Raw genomic sequence first — 16,854 nt, 5'->3', positions numbered from 1 at the left:
GTGCAAAGACCGGCACCGCTAGTCTGTTTGTTCTTTATTTGTTCTTGTCCGCGTGCTAGATAACGGTAGCTTGAACCAAGAGGCTGCCGTGGCATCCACCCGCGAACCAGACCAACCGGCAGGCCGCCACGTCGTCGACGTGGAGCGCCGTCGTGGCCGTGGTTCACGTTCGAACGCGACCGGCCGTTTCGAGAAAGACGTGCACGAGGCGTTCGACGATGGCTGGGAGAGCCTCGCCGAACTGCAGACATTCAAGACCGAAGTGTTCGAGGACACCGCGAAATCGATCATCTCGCGCAACGACAGCCCCGATATTTCTTTCGAGGCTTCGATCAATCCGTATCGAGGCTGTGAGCACGGCTGCATTTATTGCTATGCGCGCCCGAGCCACTGCTATCTCGGACACTCGGCGGGGCTCGATTTCGAAACCAAGCTCTATGCGAAATCCGATGCGGCCGCGCTTCTGGAGCGTGAGTTCGCGAAGCCCGGCTACCGGCCGGCGACGATCGCGCTTGGCGGCAATACCGATCCCTATCAACCGATCGAGCGAGAGCGCCGGATCACGCGGTCGATCCTCGAAGTGATGGCGCGGACGAACCATCCGGTCGGGATCATCACCAAGTCGGCGCTGGTTACGCGTGACATCGACATTTTGCAGCCGATGGCCGAGAAGGGCCTCGCGAAAGTCGCCGTCTCGATCACGACGCTCGACCGGCATGTTGCACGCGCAATGGAACCGCGCGCCGCGACACCCTCGCGGCGGCTCGAAACGGTGCGGCAGCTATCGCAGGCCGGAATTCCGGTCACCATCATGATGGCGCCGATCATCCCCGGGCTCACCGATCACGAAATCGAACCGATCCTGGAAGCCGCGCGCGAGGCGGGGGCGCGCGATGCCGGATACGTGCTCCTCCGGCTTCCGCTGGAGATCAAAACCCTGTTCCGGGAATGGCTACAGGAAGAATTTCCGGGGCGCGCAAACCGGGTCATTTCTCTTCTGCAATCCATGCACGGCGGGCGCGATTACACGCCCGAGTTCGGGTTGCGTCAGCGCGGCAAAGGCCCCTACGCGACGCAGATCGCGTTACGCTTCAGACTGGCGAAGCAGCGCTTAGCGCTTGGTGGCGAAAGGCGCCCGTCGCGGACCGACCTGTTCGAGCCGCCGGGAGACAGGGGAAAACAGCTGAAGCTGCTTTGACGAGTCCTTGCGCGGTGATCAATCTCGCGCATGAGGATTGCTGATTCGCGCATCAAGCCGACGTTCGAACTCGAAGCCGCCGAGCATCAGCTCGGATCGCGGCCGATTGCAGGCGTCGATGAAGCGGGGCGCGGGCCGTGGGCGGGTCCCGTCGTCGCGGCAGCGGTCATCCTCGACCCCGACAAGATCCCGGCGAACATCGACGACAGCAAAACGCTCGATGAAGACTCGCGCGCCTTTCTTTACCGCCGCATCATGAAGGTCGCGATCGTCGGCGTCGGCATCGCCGAGGTCGATCGCATCGACCGCGAGAATATTCTCGGCGCAACGCTCTGGGCGATGGCCGAGGCCGTGAGCCAGCTCGGCGAAATTCCAAAGCTCGTCCTCGTCGACGGAGACAACACCCCTCGTATCCCGATGTCGGTCCGCGCGATCGTCAAGGGTGATTCAAAATGTCTCTCCATCGCGGCGGCGTCGATCATCGCCAAGGTTACGCGCGACCGTATGATGATGGATTTCGCCCGCGACTATCCGGGCTACGGCTTCGAGCGCCATAAAGGTTACGGAACGCCGGAACACCAAGCGGCTATTGCAAAACTTGGCGTCTCGGCATTGCACCGCCGGTCCTTCCGGCCGGTTCAGCTGGCCTTGGGTCTCGTCGACGAGAAAGTCTCGCGTCGGCGATCGCAGCCGGGACTCGGGTTGCAGATCGAATCGAAAATATAAACTTCTTGCGGCCCTCGCCGCGTATTCCCAGACGCCTGCGATCATGTACAAAGATCGTCGGCGCGCCTGCGGATGTCTCGCGGCGAAGCTCAGTGATCGTAGCGTTAGGTAGTGTGTATGGTGTCGCGTCGCGTCAAAGGCCGCTCGCAGAGCGGACGGATTCTCGTTGGTGATTGCATCGACGAACTGAAGATGATCGCCACTCAAAGCGTCGATCTCATTTTTGCCGACCCGCCTTACAATCTGCAGCTAGCGGGCGACCTGCTCCGACCGAACAACACGAAAGTCGACGGCGTCGACGATGCCTGGGACAAGTTCCAGGATTTCGCCGAATACGACTCGTTCTGCCGCGCATGGCTGAAAGAATGTCGGCGCGTGCTGAAACCCGACGGCGCGATCTGGGTCATCGGCTCGTATCACAACATCTTCCGGCTCGGCGTCGCGATCCAGGATCTCGGCTTCTGGATTCAGAACGACGTCATCTGGCGCAAAGTCAATCCGATGCCGAACTTCCGTGGCAAGAGATTCACGAACGCGCACGAGACGATGATCTGGGCGGGACGCGATCGCAAATCGCGCGTGACGTTCAACTACGAAAGCCTCAAAGCCTCGAACGACGATCTGCAAATGCGCTCCGACTGGCTGTTCCCGATTTGCTCGGGACCGGAGCGACTGAAAGACGACGGCGGGCGCAAGGCGCATCCGACGCAGAAACCGGAAGCGCTTCTGCACCGTATTCTGATCGCGTCAACGAAACCAGGCGACACGGTTCTCGATCCCTTCTTCGGAACCGGCACGACGGGCGCTGTCGCGAAGCGGCTAGGGCGCAAATTCATAGGCATTGAGCGCGACACCGATTATGCCCGCGCCGCCGATGATCGTATCGCCAAGGTTCGCCCCCTCGATCTCGACGCGATCGAAGCGATCCCGTCGAAGCGCAACGAGCCACGCATTCCGTTCGGGCAGATTCTCGAACTCGGCATTCTCGAACCAGGACAGAAACTGTTTGGGCCACGCCGTGAAGTTCGTGCGGAAGTTCGTGCCGACGGAACGCTCGCGTGCGCAGGCCAACAAGCGTCGATCCATCGGCTCGGCGCGCTGGTGCAGGGCAAGGCCGCTTGCAACGGCTGGACCTACTGGCATTTCGAGGCCGAAGGGAAATTGACGCCGATCGACGTGTTGCGCGGCGAAGCGAAACGGCAGCTCGGGCTTAGCGGCTCGACCTCGGTTTCAATCGGCAAATAGCTTCGTTCAATCGGATTTCAGTCCGTGCGCGATGACTTTTTTCATCACGCTCGGGAGCGCCTGCGCGTGCAAATCGCGGCGGTGGACCCAGCGGCAACGATCCTGCTCGGCCCAGAGCGTGAAGCTCGCGTCTACCGGCACGAGCGCGCGGTAGACGACGAGTTCGAGCCGGAAGTGCGTGAACACATGCACGACCGATTCCGCAACGGGAATCCACGATGTCGTCACGGGAGCCGAGCGCAAAGCTTCCCGTTTCGACGGTGACGCGTCGCCCCAATGCGTTGATGGAACCTCCAGCATGCCGCCGAGCAATCCTGCTTCAGGGCGCTGGCGGAGCAACACCGCGCCGTCCTCGCGTTGGACCAGGAACGCGACACCGAACCGGGACGGACGCGTCAGCTTCCGGGCTTTGATCGGCAAGATTTCCGCCAGGCCGCGGGCGCTCGCGGAGCAATCGGGCTGCACGGGGCAAACCAAGCACGAGGGATTTCTCGGCGTGCAGATTTCCGCACCCAAATCCATCATGGCTTGCGCGAAGTCTCCGGCGCGCCGGGATGGCGTCAGCGTCGCGGCGAGATTGCGGATTTCCGCTTTTGCCCCGGGAAGCGGCTGCTGAACTGCAAAAAGCCGTGACACGACACGTTCGATGTTGCCGTCGACCGGCGTCGCTTTCTCGCCAAACGCGATCGCGGCGATCGCCGCCGCCGTGTAGGGCCCGATGCCCGGCAATCCACGCAATTCGTTCTCGATCCGGGGAAATACGCCGCCGAAATCGCGAACGACAGCGTCGGCGCACGCCTTGAGATTTCGTGCGCGCGAATAGTATCCGAGGCCCGCCCATTGCTGCAGGACTTCCTCGAGCGGCGCCGCCGCCAGCGCGGCGACATTGGGCCAGCGCGCCACGAATTTCTGGAAATACGGAATGACGGCTTTCACGGTCGTCTGCTGCAGCATGATTTCCGACAGCCAGACGCGATAGGGATCGGCCTTCTTGCGCGGCCCATAACGCCACGGAAGATCGCGGCGCTCGGCCTCGTACCATCGGAGCAAAGCCGCGACGGTGTCCGGACCTGCCGGCCGGAGTGGCAATTGCTTCTGAGTTTTCCGAGGAGCGCCCATGCGTCTCCCGATCTCTGGTTGCGCCGTACTCTCGAATCGCATCGACAATGGTAGATGTCCTGTACGACACCACAAGCGAACGCGAGCCTTGGAATGTCATGAACGGCAAACAACCCACAGCCGTTGCACGCTCCCTGCCAGTCGATAAGCGGACGTCCAAGGGCTATTTCGCGCGCTCGGTCGGGGCATACGTGCCGAAAGTTGTAGCGGCTGCGTTCGAGAAATACGGCTTCCACACCGCCGAAATCATGACCTCGTGGGAAACGATCGTGGGTGCCGATCTCGCGCGGCTCACGCGGCCTGAGGCCATCAAGTGGCCGCGAGGCGCCAAGGGCCGCGTTGTTTCGGAAGACGATGCGCGGTCTGCCGGAGCGACACTGATCCTCGCCTCGAACCCGGCGTTTGCGCTCGAGGTTTCATACCGGACGCAGGAAATCGTCGACCGGATCAACCGCTATTTCGGCTACCGGGCGATTGCGCAATTGCGCGTCGTCCAGATGCCGAACGCGGAGACGCCTGCCAAGAACGCACCGGATCGTTTCGTGCCCGCCGCAAAAGCGCAAAGCACGCCGCCGCCCGTCGCCGAGGGGCTTGGCGGGGCCCTCGACGCGCTCGCGAACAGCATCAAGGCCGCCGCGCAGGCGCGCTGAGCCGCCGCAACTCCCTCAAATGTGCGTTCAGTTGCTATTCAGCCTGCTTTCGGCTTATTCGAGCGCAATAATCGTGCTAACGCCGGGCTTCCGGCTGCGCCGACATCATCCGAAGAGGAGTCACGACCTTGACCGCAATCAAAGACCTTCTTTCGGGATATTCCTTATCGCGCCGTGCCGCGTGGCTCGGCTTCGCGGCGACTGTTGCTGTCAGCGGTTTCGCGATCGTCGCCTCCGGACCGTCGCTTGCCCAGCGCAAACAAGGCCCAGCCGAAGTTTCAGTCGATGAATTGATGAAGGCCACGGACCTTCCCGATCTCACGATCGGGTCCGCGGATGCGAAAGTTACCATCGTCGAATATGCATCGATGACGTGCCCGCACTGCGCGCATTTCGAAAACGAAGTCTTCGACAACCTCAAAAAGAAATACATCGACACCGGCAAAGTCCGCTTCGTCTATCGCGAATTTCCGCTCGATAACCTTGCGGCCGCCGTGTCAATGCTGGCCCGCTGTGCCGGCGGCGACAAGACGTTCCCGCTGATCCAGACCTTCTATGCCAAGCAGCCGGACTGGGCGTTCACGCAAGGCAACCCTGTGCCGAAGCTTCTGGATATCGCCAAGCAGGCCGGTTTCACTCAGGAAAGCTTCGACAAGTGCCTGACGGATCAGAAACTTCTGGATCAGATCACGGCGCAGCGCACGCGCGCCAGCGACACATTTGGCGTCAATGCCACACCTACATTCTTTATCAACGGCAAGAAGCTTCAGGATACGCCAACACTCGAAGCTTTCGATAAGGTGATCGAGCCGCTGCTGGCGGCGAAATAGCCTCGGGATTTCTTCATGCCGCTGATCCGCGTTCTGGCCTTTTGCACCGCCATTGCCGTGGCGGCGGTGGCCAGCGGATGCGGCGCAACGCTTCCGCAGACGGCGAGCATAACCAACGACGCGAGCGGCGGTGCCGCATATCCGTCGATCGCATCGGAGCAGCCGGAAGGCGTGCCGAGGCCGTTCGGTGTGTCGGATGAACCGGCAAAGACCGGTCGCGAGGTCATCGCGAACCCGACGGTTGCCGACATCATGGCTCCAAGCCCGTTGCCGGAAATGAGCTGGGGCAATGCGAATGCGCCGGTGACGATCGTCGAATACGCGTCGCTCACCTGCCCGCACTGCCGGAATTTCCATCTGACGGTCTATCCGGATTTCAAGCGGCGGTTCATCGACACCGGAAAGGTGCGCTACATCCTGCGCGAGTTTCCCATCGGGAAAACATCCGGAAACGCGACGATCGCGCTCAGGTGTGCGCCGCCTGATAAGTACTTGGATCTCTATGGAAAATTCATGGAGCAGCAGGCTTCGTGGGTGTCGCAGGAAGTCCGGCTCGATCCGATCTATGCCGTCGCGCGACAGGTGGGGATGACGCGCCCGCAGTTTGACGCCTGCTTGCAGAATCAAGGCATGATCGAAAACCTCAAGTGGGTGAAGGATCGTGGGCGCAAGCTCGGCATCGTCGGAACGCCGAACTTTTTCATCGGCAGCAAGCTCATCAAGAAAGAGCTGACGATCGTTGAGATTGCCGACTACGTCCAGCAAGCCGAGCAGCACGGCGGGACGCCGACGGCGGCGGCAAGTCCTTAGCGCCGGTCTCGCGACGGGTCCTTGGCCACTCTGAGAAGGCATTGAGGACTACAAGACGAAATGAAAATCACGCGTCTCCGGATTCTCGGATTCAAGTCCTTCGTCGATCCAACCGAGCTTGTCATCGAGCCCGGCCTGACGGGCGTCGTCGGTCCGAACGGATGCGGAAAGTCGAACCTGCTCGAAGCGCTTCGCTGGGTGATGGGCGAGACGTCGCACAAATCCATGCGCGCCGCCGCGATGGACGACGTGATTTTTTCCGGAACAACGGCACGTCCCGAGCGCCAGAGCGCCGAAGTTTCGATGTTCCTCGACAACAGCGCCCGTCGCGCGCCGGCCGAGTTCAATGACAACGATACGATTGAAATCACGCGGCGCATCGAACGCGACGCCGGGTCGGCATACCGCATCAACGGCCGCGAAGTGCGGGCCCGCGACGTCAAGGTTCTGTTCGAGGACGCGGCAACAGGCGCGCGCTCGCCCGCGCTCGTCCGGCAGGGACAAATCGGCGAACTCGTCAACGCCAAGCCGGAGCACCGGCGGCGCATTCTGGAAGATGCCGCCGGCATTGCCGGTCTGCATACGCGCCGCCACGAAGCGGAGCTGAGACTCAAGGCGGCAGAAGCCAACATCGAACGTCTGAGCGACGTTGTCGGCCAGCTGCAATCGCAATCCGACTCCCTCAAGCGGCAGGCGCGTCAGGCCCGCCGCTATAAGGAGATTTCGGGTGAAATCCGCCAGCAGGAAGCGCTGGCGATGCATCTGACGTGGCAGGATGCGCAGGCAAGCGTCGACCAGGACGAAGCGCAACTTGCCCAGGCCATGGCGCGTCTCGGCGCGGCGACGGAGGCGGAAGCCAAATCCTTCAACGAAGAGCTTCTCCTGGCGGAAGGGCTGCCGCCGCTTCGCGAAGCCGAAGCCGAGAAAGCCGCGGCGCTGGCGCGATTCAAGATCGAACAGGAAAACCTGGAGCGCGAGGCGCAGCGGGCAACCGAGCGGGCGCGCGAACTCGATGCGCGCGCCAAGCAGCTCGAAGCCGATCTTGCGCGCGAATCCGGGTTCATTCGCGAGGCTAAGGAAACGCTCGTTCACCTCGATGCCGATCTGACCGCCATTAAGGAAGCGGATATCAACGCTGTCGACGAGGAAGCGACCGAACGCGGCAATCTCGAGAAGGCGGAGACGCGGCGCGTGGAAACGGATGCGCACTTCGCCGACATCACGCATCGCGCGGCGGAAGCCAGGGCGCGGCTCAGGAGCCTCGAGGAAGCTCTGCAAGAGCGGAAGGATCTTGTCGCGAAAATCACGCGGCAAGTCGCGTCGTTCGATGTCCAGATCGCCGACATCACGTCCAAGGCGCCGGATCGTCAGGCGCTCGATGACGTTTCCGAGCGCGGCCATGCGCTGTCGCAGGACATAACGGACATCGAGGCGCAGACGATCGCGGCGGAAGAAGCCGTGAAGACCACGCAAGCCGAGGCCAGAGCACGGCGCGATGAAGCGCAGCGGGTTCGCCTCGCGGCGAATGCGTTCTCGACCGAGCGGGAGACGATCGCCAAACTTCTGGCAGTTGCGGACGAAGGCGCCTATCCGCCCGCCGTCGATCAGATCCGCGTTTCTCCCGGGTATGAGACCGCGCTCGGCGCAGCGCTCGGCGACGATCTCGAAGCGCCGCTCGTAACCGAAGCCAGCGTGCACTGGCGGCATCTCGATGTTCCGGCGGAAGAGCACGCATTACCGGCCGAAGCCGAGCCGATGGTGATGCACGTCCAGGCTCCGCAGGAACTGACGCGCCGGTTGCGCCAGATCGGAGTCGTCCACAAGTCTGCCGGTCCACTGCTGCAGCCGCATTTGAAACCGGGCCAGCGTCTCGTGTCTCTCGAAGGCGATCTCTGGCGGTGGGATGGCTTCGTCGCGGCGGCGGGTGGCGTGACGCCCGCCGCGCAACGGCTGGCACACAAGAACCGTCTGCTTGAACTCGATCGCAAGGCACAGGCCGTGCTGAACGAGGCCAAGGATACGATCGATGCCGAGCGCGCGGCGGCCGATGCCGCGCAAAAATCTGAAGCCGACGAGCGGCGCTTGCGGCAGTTGTGGCGCGACAAGCAGAACGAGCTGGCCCAGGTCCGGCAAAAGCTGACGTCGCTCGAAAAGCTTCAGCGCGAAAGCGAAACACGGCTTGCGGCCGTCACCGCACAACGCGCACGAGCGGATGAAGACCTGACGAATGCGCAGGCGCGGCACGTCGAGATCGAGGCGCACATCGTTACGATGAGCGCGGGGGAAGATCTCGAACCGCTGCTTAAGACGGCGCAGACGGAAGCTGAACACGCACGTCGCGAAGTTGCCGAGGCTCGCGTGCGTGTCGGAAGCGTCGAGCGTGACCGGCAGATCCGTTCGGAACGTATTCGCCACGCCAACGCGGACATCGCGCGCTGGAAGGGTCGATACGAGAGCGCCGAACAGCAGGTGCAAGCGCTGGAAGCGCGGCTCGTTGAAACCCGGGGAGAGATCGACGCCAACGCCGATCTGCCGGCGCGCATCGCGGCCCAGCGCGAGACGCTGCTTTTGGCGCTTTCGCGCGCCGATGAGGACCGCAAGTCGGCGGCCGATGCGCTTGCCAGGATCGAAGCGTCGCTGCGCGCGGCGACGGAAGGCTTGCGTGCCGCGCAGACGGACGTTTCAAGCGCACGCGAAGCCAACGCCAGAATTGAAACGCGGCTCGAAAACGCGCGCCAGCGCCGGCAAGACGCCGCCCGGCACATTCGCGAGACGTTCGAGGTCGCGCCGGAAAACTGCCTTGCGATTGCCGCCGTTTCGGAATTCACGACGATCCCGCAGCTGATGGAGGTGGAGAAGCAGCTGGTGCGGCTGAAGGCTGACCGCGAACGGCTGGGCGGCGTCAATCTGCAGGCCGATGAGGACCTTGCGGAAGTCTCGAAGCAGCTCGAAGGGCTCGGCGCCGAGAAGAACGATCTCGAGCAGGGCATTATGAAACTGCGCGGCGCCATTCAGCAGTTGAACAAAGAGGGCAAGGCGCGGCTGGACGAAGCGTTCGCGACCGTCAATGCACACTTCGAGCGGCTGTTCACGCATTTGTTCGGCGGGGGGGAAGCGCGTCTCGAGATGATCGAGAGCCCGGAAGATCCTCTGGAAGGCGGCCTTGAGATCATCGCCAAGCCACCGGGGAAGAAGCCCGCGACGCTGTCCCTGCTTTCGGGCGGCGAGCAGACGCTGACGGCGCTGTCGCTGATTTTCGCGGTGTTCCTGACGAACCCGTCGCCGATCTGCGTGCTGGACGAGGTCGATGCGCCGCTCGACGACGCCAACGTCGATCGTTTCTGCCGTCTGATGGAGCAAATGGCGAGCGAGACCGCGACCCGCTTCCTGGCGATTACGCATCATCCGATGACGATGGCGCGCATGAACCGGCTGTTCGGCGTCACGATGGCGGAAAAGGGCGTATCGCAGCTCGTGTCCGTTGACCTGCAGACGGCCCAAAGCTTCCGCGAAGCGGTCTAGCCGCGCCCTGTTGCCGCGGAACCGCACTTCCCCGGGCAGCGTTCTCCAATCTCAAAAGGAATGGAGGTCGCAGTGGAAAGGCAGCAATATTCGCCAATAAAAGGCGAGGTTATCAAACCGACGGATGCGCGGCAGGCTAGCCCTCGAAAGATGAATTTGCGAGTTCTATTGATTTCTACCGGACTGATCATCGCAATCTTTGCCGCATTCACAATTGCGTTCTTCAATAAAACCCCAGCGCCGATGGATGCGTCGAGTGGTCCGCAGCCTTCGACGAGCACGCCTGCGACAGGCACGCAGCCTTAGACCCCTGCGTTCGTCAATGACGTTTAGATTCCATCTAATCAGCTAACAGATGGCGGTTTTTCATCTTTCTCGGCCGCCATCGATGTCCTACTTTTGGGCAACAGGCTGATAGCTGCGCCGTTTAGCCGTACCTGCTGCGACGGTCATGCTTTCCCATGTTCTTGACACCCAAATACCCCCTATCTATGGTCCGCGCCGTCGATCTCCCGTAGCGGCCGATTTTCCGCAAATTCTGGATGGTTTGAACCATGTCAGGCGATGGCAAGGGTCAATCTCCGGGCAACGGCGAAATTAGCCCGGAAGACCGTGAAGCAATCCGCAAACGGTCAGAAGAACTTGGCCACAAGCTCGATGCGCTTAAAACGCAGCGGGCGCAGGCTGAGCGGCCGGTGAACCAAGGAAGCCAGTCCGCCGATTTCGGGGCTGCATTCAAGTTCGCCGCTGAGCTGGTTGTCGGCGTTGTTGTCGGCGGCGGGCTCGGCTGGGCGCTCGATAGGCAATTCGGCACGGCGCCATGGCTGATGATCGTTCTGGTCATCCTGGGCTTCGCTGCAGGTCTTCTGAATGTTGTCCGCGCCGCCCAAGAGGCGCAGGCAAAAAATGAGCCGCTGCAAAGAGCAGCGCCTTCTGTAAAAGACGACGACGAATGAGACGTAGGGGGTAGGAACTTGGCTGCCGAAGTTGCTGGAGAAGCTGCTCATCACGGTCCGATGGAGCAGTTCGAAATCCACCGGATCTTCTCGCTCGACCTGTTCGGACACGATATCTCGTTCACGAACTCGTCGCTGTTGATGGTCATCGCGCTGTTCGCTGTAACGGCCTTCATGGTCTTTGCGATGCGGTCGCGCTCGCTGGTGCCGTCACGACTTCAGTCACTCGCTGAAATTACGTACGAATATGTCGCCGGAATGGTCAAAGAGAGCCTCGGCGAAGAGGGAATGAAGTATTTCCCTTGGATTTTCTCGATCTTCATCTTCATCCTGTTCCTTAACTTCATCAGCTTGTTGCCCGGCTCCTTCGCCGTCACGAGCCACATCATCATCACATTCGCGCTTGCCGCGATGGTGTGGATCACAGCGACGGTCATCGGCTTCTGGAAGCACGGCGCTGGCTATCTCCGGCTCTTCGTTCCACACGGCGTTCCGATCTGGCTGCTGGTCGTGATCGTGCCGATCGAGCTCATCTCCTATTTCATTCGTCCGATCAGCCACTCGGTGCGTCTGTTCGCCAACATGATGGCGGGCCACACGATGCTTGAAGTGTTTGCGGGCTTCGCGGTCATGCTGCCGTGGTGGGGCAAGATTGCGCCGGCCGGCTTCATGGTCGCGTTCACGGGTCTCGAAGTTCTGGTCGCGTTCCTGCAGGCCCTGATCTTCACGGTTCTGACCTGCATCTACCTGAACGACGCCATCAATATGCATCACTAGCCGGATCGTCCTGATCCGGTCTGGACCTTCAAACTCAAGAGTTACAGCAAAGGGAGACTTTGAAATGGATCTTCAAGCAGCGAAGATGATCGGCGCGGGCCTCGCGTGCAGCGCTTTGATCGGCGCTGGCGTCGGCATCGGCAACATCTTTGGCAACTACCTGTCGGGCGCGATGCGTAACCCGTCGGCCGCGCCGGGGCAGTTCACGAACCTGCTGATCGGCTTCGCTCTCGCCGAAGCAACGGGCCTTTTCGGCCTGCTGATCGCGCTCATCATTCTCTACGGTTGAGACTGGGTACGGCACACTCAAACCGGAGGCTAACGATGTTCGCCGGCACCATCATGCTTTTCGCGGCCGCCGCCGAGGCGGCCGAGGGAGCCTCGAAGCACGAGGGGGGCGGACTTCCGCAGCTCAACCCCGAGCACTTCACGGGCCAGCTCTTTTGGCTGACTCTGACGTTTGTCGCCCTGCTGTTCGTCATGAGCAGGATCGCGTTGCCGCGCGTCGGCGACGTGCTGGACGAACGCCGGGATCGGATCAAGCGTGATCTCGACTCTGCCGGACGCCTGAAGGAAGAAACGGACGCGGCGCTCGCCAACTACGAAAAGGCGCTCGCGGATGCTCGTTCCAACGCGTCGGGCATCGCCAAGGAAACCCGCGACAAGCTCGCGGCGGAAACCGAGGCGGAGCGGCATCGGGTCGATGCCCAGATCGCGGTGAAGCTGCAGGATGCCGAAGCGCGCATTTCGACGACGAAGTCGAAGGCCGTGTCGGCGATCGGCGAGATTGCGACCGAGACAGCGCGGGCGGTGGTTTCGAAGCTCATCGGGCAGGACGTATCGCCTGAGGACGTCAAGAAAGTTCTGCAGCCGGCACCGGCCGAGTGAGGAATAAGCAATGTTAGATCCGAGCAATCCACTTTTCTGGGTTCTGGTTGCCTTCCTGACGTTCGTCGCGCTGGTCATCTACTATCAGGTGCCAGCAATTGTCGGCAAAATGCTTGACGACCGGGCTGACGGCATCCGCAAGGAACTCGACGAAGCTCGCAAGCTGCGTGAGGACGCCCAGGCCCTTCTCGCCGACTATCAGCGGAAGGCGCGCGAGGCGGAATCGGAAGCCCGTTCGATCATCGATCAGGCGAAGCGCGAAGCGGAGGCATTGGCCGTCGACGCGCGCAAAGCGCTCGTAGAGAGCGTCGAACGGCGTTCGAAGATTGCCGAGGAAAAGATCGCGCGCGCGGAGACGCAGGCTTTAAGTGAAGTCCGTGCTACCGCCGTTAATACCGCGATTTCCGCAGCGCAGGAACTTTTGAAGACGCGGGCGAGCGGTTCGGTTGGCGATAGTTTGATCTCACAATCGATCACTGACCTTCGCGGCAAGCTGAACTAAAAGCGACGCAAGCTCAGACAGAAAATTAAAAGCCAGGCTTTTGCCTGGCTTTTTTTATTGTCTTGATGCTGGAGACGATGTTCAGCCGGAGCCCGCCGCGCGGCTGTCAAAGCCGATGACGAGTTCGAACTCGCCCGGTCGCGATCCCTCGGGAACGGCGAAGCTGATCGTATGCACGGCCGAGAAATAGCTGATCGGTTTGTCCGCGCCGATGTTGACATCGATCTTCATCGTGTCGGCGGCAACCCTGTCACGCTTCGAATTGTTGACGATGACGGCAACCGGCAATGTCAAAGCGCCGGCTTGCCCCTTCGGCCCGAGCAGAACGCGACCCGAAAAACCGTATTTGACGACGACACGGCCAGGCTCGATCTGGCATTCGCGCGCCGTCTTCGTGATTTCGCCGCGCTGCGTCACCGACATGGCGTCGCCGACGTGACCCTGTTCGTAGAAGGTGATGTAGTTATCGTGCGGCGCGATCCTGAGGCGCGGACATCCCGCTTCGATTTCGCCAATATTCGTGCTGCCGGTGGCGCTCGAATCCGACGACTTCGCGGCATCGAGCAGTTGGTCTTCGGAAACGGTCGAGACTTGCGAACCCGATGATACGCCGCCAAACATGCCGCCGCCTAAGCCCGACGTCAGCGACGACATCCCGCAACCGCCGAGCGCCAGCGCCGAAATTCCGGCCAAGGCGAGCGCGGCCGCGGAAACCGGCGTCATCTGACTGCGCGCTGCACCCGCATCCCTGTCAAAAGGATGCTGCGGACTTGAGTTCTGCAACAACACCCCCCGAGGTTCCGAAGCCCCGCCCCTTGTATTGTCAAAAAAGGACCGTACCATCCGGCCAAGCCAGCATCCAACAGCATTTTCAGATGCGTCGGATGAGTATAAAGACCATCGTTCTTTCATGTCCGGCCTTAACCAGTTGAAGTGATCGTGCAGAAGCCACCACTCAAAATCCTGCTCGCTGCGCCCCGCGGCTTCTGTGCTGGCGTCGATCGCGCCATTCAGATCGTGGAACAGGCTTTGACGAAATTCGGAGCCCCCGTCTACGTCCGACACGAAATCGTACACAACCGCTATGTGGTTGATTCACTGAGAGCTAAAGGCGCCGTTTTTGTGAAAGAGCTGGACGAGATCCCGGATACGACCCAACCCGTGATCTTTTCAGCACACGGAGTGGCCAAGGCTATCCCGGAAACCGCGAAAAACCGGAACATGTTCGTCGTCGACGCGACTTGTCCACTGGTATCGAAAGTTCACATGGAAGCGGCGCGTCACCATGAACAGGGCCGGGAGATCATCCTCGTCGGCCATCATGGCCACCCGGAGGTCGTCGGGACGCTCGGGCAGCTGCCTGCAGGGGCCATCCATCTCGTCGAATCAGCAGACGACGCGCGGACCTTCACGCCACGGGACTCGTCGAAACTGGCCTACGTCACGCAGACGACGCTGTCGCTCGATGACACGGCGGAGATCGTGGCCGTTCTCAAGGAGCGCTTCCCGCAGATCGGCAGGCCGGTGAAGGAAGACATCTGCTACGCGACGACCAACCGGCAGAATGCCGTCAAGGCAATCGCGCAGAAAATCGACGGGCTGCTGGTGATCGGCGGTCCGAAAAGCTCGAACTCGTTGCGCCTCGTCGAAGTCGCCGCGAAGGCCGGCTGCAAGTTTTCGTATCTTGTCGAGCGCGCCAAGGACATTCCGTGGCGCGACCTTGAGCACGCGCATGCGATCGGCATCACGGCCGGTGCGTCGGCGCCTGAGGTCATCGTCGAAGAGGTCATCGAAGCCATTCGCGAACGCTACGACCTCGATATCGAAGTCGTCACGACGCTCGAAGAGCGCGTCGTTTTCAACGTGCCACGTGAAGTCAGGGTGGCGCGCACCCCGGCCGAGCAGCATTAGACCTCCATCCGGCGTCAAGGACAGACATGGCGGTCTATACCGAAATCAGCGACGAAGAGCTCGTGCGCTTCATTCGTTCCTATGACTTGGGCAGCGTACTTTCCTGCAAGGGCATCGCCGAGGGCGTCGAGAACACCAACTATCTGGTGCATACGACGAAGGGCGTGTTCATTCTCACCATTTACGAAAAGCGCGTCGATCCGAAGGATCTGCCGTTTTTTCTCGGGCTGATGGAGCATCTGTCAGCTCGCGGCGTCACGTGTCCGCTTCCGGTGCGCGATTCCGAGGGCCGCGTTCTGAACGAGTTGGCCGGCCGGCACGCCGCGCTCGTCACGTTCCTCGAAGGCATGTGGCCGAAGCGTCCGAAGACCGAACACTGTCTGGAGCTTGGGAAAGCGCTCGCGCGCATGCACATCGCGGGAGAAGGTTTCGCGCTGCATCGGGCGAACGCCTTGGGGCTTTCCGGATGGCGGCCGCTGTTCGAGAAGTTTTCTCCGTGTGCCGCTGAAATCCTGCCCGACCTTGAGTCACTCATCGCGGATGAACTCTCGTTCCTGGAGAAATCCTGGCCGAGCGACCTGCCGCAAGGCGTGATCCACGCCGACTTGTTCCCCGATAACGTCTTCTTCATCGGCGACAAGCTGTCGGGGCTGATCGACTTCTATTTCGCTTGCGACGATGCGCTGCCTTACGACATCGCCGTGTCGATCAACGCCTGGTGCTTCGAGCCCAATTGCCATTTCAACGCCACCAAGGCCCGCGCGCTGCTCAAAGGCTACAACAGCGTTCGCGAGCTGACTGAACCTGAGCGAAACGCGCTGCCTATTCTGGCACGCGGCGCCGCGATGCGCTTCCTCTTGACCCGAAGTTACGACTGGTTGAATACGCCCAAGGATGCGCTCGTCGCCCGCAAGGACCCGGTCGATTACGTGCGCAGGCTGCGTTTCCATCAGAGCGTTCGATCAATCGACGATTATGGCTTCGAGCAGGCCCGATGACCGCTGAATCGCCCAAGATTCTGATCTATAGCGACGGCGCTTGCTCCGGAAATCCGGGCCCGGGCGGCTGGGGCGCCGTGCTGATTTCGGGAGAGCATCGCAAGGAAATCAGCGGTGGTGAGGTTCTGACGACCAACAACCGCATGGAACTGCTGGCTGCGATCTCAGCGCTAGAGGCGCTGAAAAAACGCAGCACGGTCGAGCTTTATACCGATAGCGCCTATGTCAAAAACGGCATCACGGGCTGGGTCCACGGCTGGAAGAAGAATGGCTGGAGGACGGCCGACAAGAAGCCCGTCAAGAACGTCGAGCTGTGGCAAGCGCTCGACGCGCTTCGGAACAAGCACGACGTCGAGTGGCACTGGTTGAAGGGCCATGCCGGGCATCCGGAAAACGAACGCGCCGACGAGCTGGCGCGCCAAGCCATGGCGCCGTTCAAGCTGGCGTCGCGGCCTGCCGCCTCCGCGAAAATCTAGAGCCTCTCCGATTTTGGCGAAGTGCAGAAAGGCTCTAGCTCTTTATTTTGTCGTGTTTCTGACCGGAAAACCGGTTCCCACTTTTCCGGAAGCACTCGATCTTTGTTTTGCCGTGCTTCTTATCGGAAAACCGATTCCCACTTTTCCGGAAGCACTCGATCTTTGTTTTGCCGTGCTTCTTATCGGAAAACCGGTTCCCACTTTTCCGGAAGCACTCGATCTTTGTTTTGCCGTGCTTCTTATCGG

18 protein-coding genes are annotated in these 16,854 nt (G+C 61.1%); 16 read left to right on the top strand and 2 right to left on the bottom strand.

Translation table 11 applies throughout. The annotated features are described in order from the left end of the window. Positions 1–88 precede the first annotated feature (88 nt). The 3 genes from WC026_RS13845 (at position 89) to WC026_RS13835 (ending at position 3,169) form a co-directional block, all read left to right on the top strand. On the top strand, positions 89–1,198 hold the full coding sequence (locus WC026_RS13845; RefSeq protein ID WP_372711595.1) for a PA0069 family radical SAM protein: 1,110 nt from the start codon (positions 89–91) through the stop codon (positions 1,196–1,198). A gap of 30 nt (positions 1,199–1,228) precedes the next feature. Further along, positions 1,229–1,924, top strand: a complete 696-nt coding sequence (locus WC026_RS13840) for a ribonuclease HII (RefSeq protein WP_372711594.1) — start codon at positions 1,229–1,231, stop codon at positions 1,922–1,924. A gap of 117 nt (positions 1,925–2,041) precedes the next feature. Next, positions 2,042–3,169 carry a site-specific DNA-methyltransferase gene (locus WC026_RS13835; protein ID WP_372711593.1) on the top strand — a complete coding sequence of 376 codons (1,128 nt, stop codon included), beginning with the start codon at positions 2,042–2,044 and terminating at the stop codon, positions 3,167–3,169. Positions 3,170–3,175: 6 nt separating this feature from the next. On the opposite strand, the gene mutY is transcribed toward WC026_RS13835, so the two are convergent. Continuing rightward, a complete protein-coding gene (gene mutY, locus WC026_RS13830; protein WP_372711592.1) occupies positions 3,176–4,288 on the bottom strand; it encodes an A/G-specific adenine glycosylase in 1,113 nt (370 codons plus the stop codon). A 47-nt stretch (positions 4,289–4,335) separates the two neighbouring features. On the opposite strand from mutY, the gene WC026_RS13825 reads away from it, so the two are divergent. The 9 genes from WC026_RS13825 (at position 4,336) to WC026_RS13785 (ending at position 13,223) form a co-directional block, all read left to right on the top strand. Beyond that, entirely contained in the window at positions 4,336–4,938 is a 603-nt protein-coding gene (locus tag WC026_RS13825; RefSeq protein WP_372711591.1) for a DUF721 domain-containing protein, read from the top strand. 128 nt (positions 4,939–5,066) lie between these two features. Further along, positions 5,067–5,768: a DsbA family protein gene (locus WC026_RS13820; RefSeq protein WP_372711590.1), complete on the top strand. Its 702-nt coding sequence runs from the start codon at positions 5,067–5,069 to the stop codon at positions 5,766–5,768. Positions 5,769–5,783: 15 nt separating this feature from the next. Then, a complete protein-coding gene (locus tag WC026_RS13815; RefSeq protein ID WP_372711589.1) occupies positions 5,784–6,578 on the top strand; it encodes a DsbA family protein in 795 nt (264 codons plus the stop codon). A gap of 60 nt (positions 6,579–6,638) precedes the next feature. After that, entirely contained in the window at positions 6,639–10,100 is a 3,462-nt protein-coding gene (gene smc, locus WC026_RS13810) for a chromosome segregation protein SMC (RefSeq protein WP_372711588.1), read from the top strand. 554 nt (positions 10,101–10,654) lie between these two features. Then, complete coding sequence (locus WC026_RS13805) at positions 10,655–11,056, top strand: AtpZ/AtpI family protein (protein ID WP_372711587.1); 402 nt, start codon at positions 10,655–10,657, stop codon at positions 11,054–11,056. 60 nt (positions 11,057–11,116) lie between these two features. After that, complete coding sequence (locus WC026_RS13800; RefSeq protein ID WP_372711615.1) at positions 11,117–11,833, top strand: F0F1 ATP synthase subunit A; 717 nt, start codon at positions 11,117–11,119, stop codon at positions 11,831–11,833. A 64-nt stretch (positions 11,834–11,897) separates the two neighbouring features. Then, complete coding sequence (locus tag WC026_RS13795) at positions 11,898–12,122, top strand: F0F1 ATP synthase subunit C (RefSeq protein ID WP_013216842.1); 225 nt, start codon at positions 11,898–11,900, stop codon at positions 12,120–12,122. 35 nt (positions 12,123–12,157) lie between these two features. Then, positions 12,158–12,721 (top strand): F0F1 ATP synthase subunit B', encoded by a 564-nt coding sequence (locus WC026_RS13790; RefSeq protein ID WP_372711586.1) that lies wholly within the window; start codon positions 12,158–12,160, stop codon positions 12,719–12,721. Between the two features lie 10 nt (positions 12,722–12,731). Continuing rightward, positions 12,732–13,223, top strand: coding sequence for a F0F1 ATP synthase subunit B (locus tag WC026_RS13785; protein WP_372711585.1), 492 nt, complete (start codon positions 12,732–12,734; stop codon positions 13,221–13,223). Positions 13,224–13,304: 81 nt separating this feature from the next. Here the strand turns inward: WC026_RS13785 and WC026_RS13780 are convergent, their stop codons facing one another. Beyond that, positions 13,305–13,946 carry a hypothetical protein gene (locus WC026_RS13780; protein WP_372711584.1) on the bottom strand — a complete coding sequence of 214 codons (642 nt, stop codon included), beginning with the start codon at positions 13,944–13,946 and terminating at the stop codon, positions 13,305–13,307. A 210-nt stretch (positions 13,947–14,156) separates the two neighbouring features. On the opposite strand from WC026_RS13780, the gene ispH reads away from it, so the two are divergent. From ispH to WC026_RS13760, 4 genes are all read left to right on the top strand, one after another. Further along, positions 14,157–15,134: a 4-hydroxy-3-methylbut-2-enyl diphosphate reductase gene (gene ispH / locus WC026_RS13775; RefSeq protein ID WP_372711583.1), complete on the top strand. Its 978-nt coding sequence runs from the start codon at positions 14,157–14,159 to the stop codon at positions 15,132–15,134. Positions 15,135–15,160: 26 nt separating this feature from the next. Further along, positions 15,161–16,132, top strand: coding sequence for a homoserine kinase (thrB, locus tag WC026_RS13770; protein ID WP_372711582.1), 972 nt, complete (start codon positions 15,161–15,163; stop codon positions 16,130–16,132). Next, a complete protein-coding gene (gene rnhA / locus WC026_RS13765; protein ID WP_372711581.1) occupies positions 16,129–16,608 on the top strand; it encodes a ribonuclease HI in 480 nt (159 codons plus the stop codon). The genes thrB and rnhA overlap by 4 nt, the downstream gene beginning before the upstream one ends. Before the next feature lie 13 nt (positions 16,609–16,621). After that, on the top strand, positions 16,622–16,854 hold a 233-nt coding region (locus tag WC026_RS13760; protein ID WP_372711580.1), incomplete at its 3' end, for a hypothetical protein.

Source organism: Hyphomicrobium sp. (genome assembly GCF_041674905.1).
Lineage (GTDB): Bacteria > Pseudomonadota > Alphaproteobacteria > Rhizobiales > Hyphomicrobiaceae > Hyphomicrobium_B.
The sequence above is the reverse complement of the archived record's forward strand: the minus strand, read 5'-3'. Positions and strand labels throughout refer to the sequence as shown.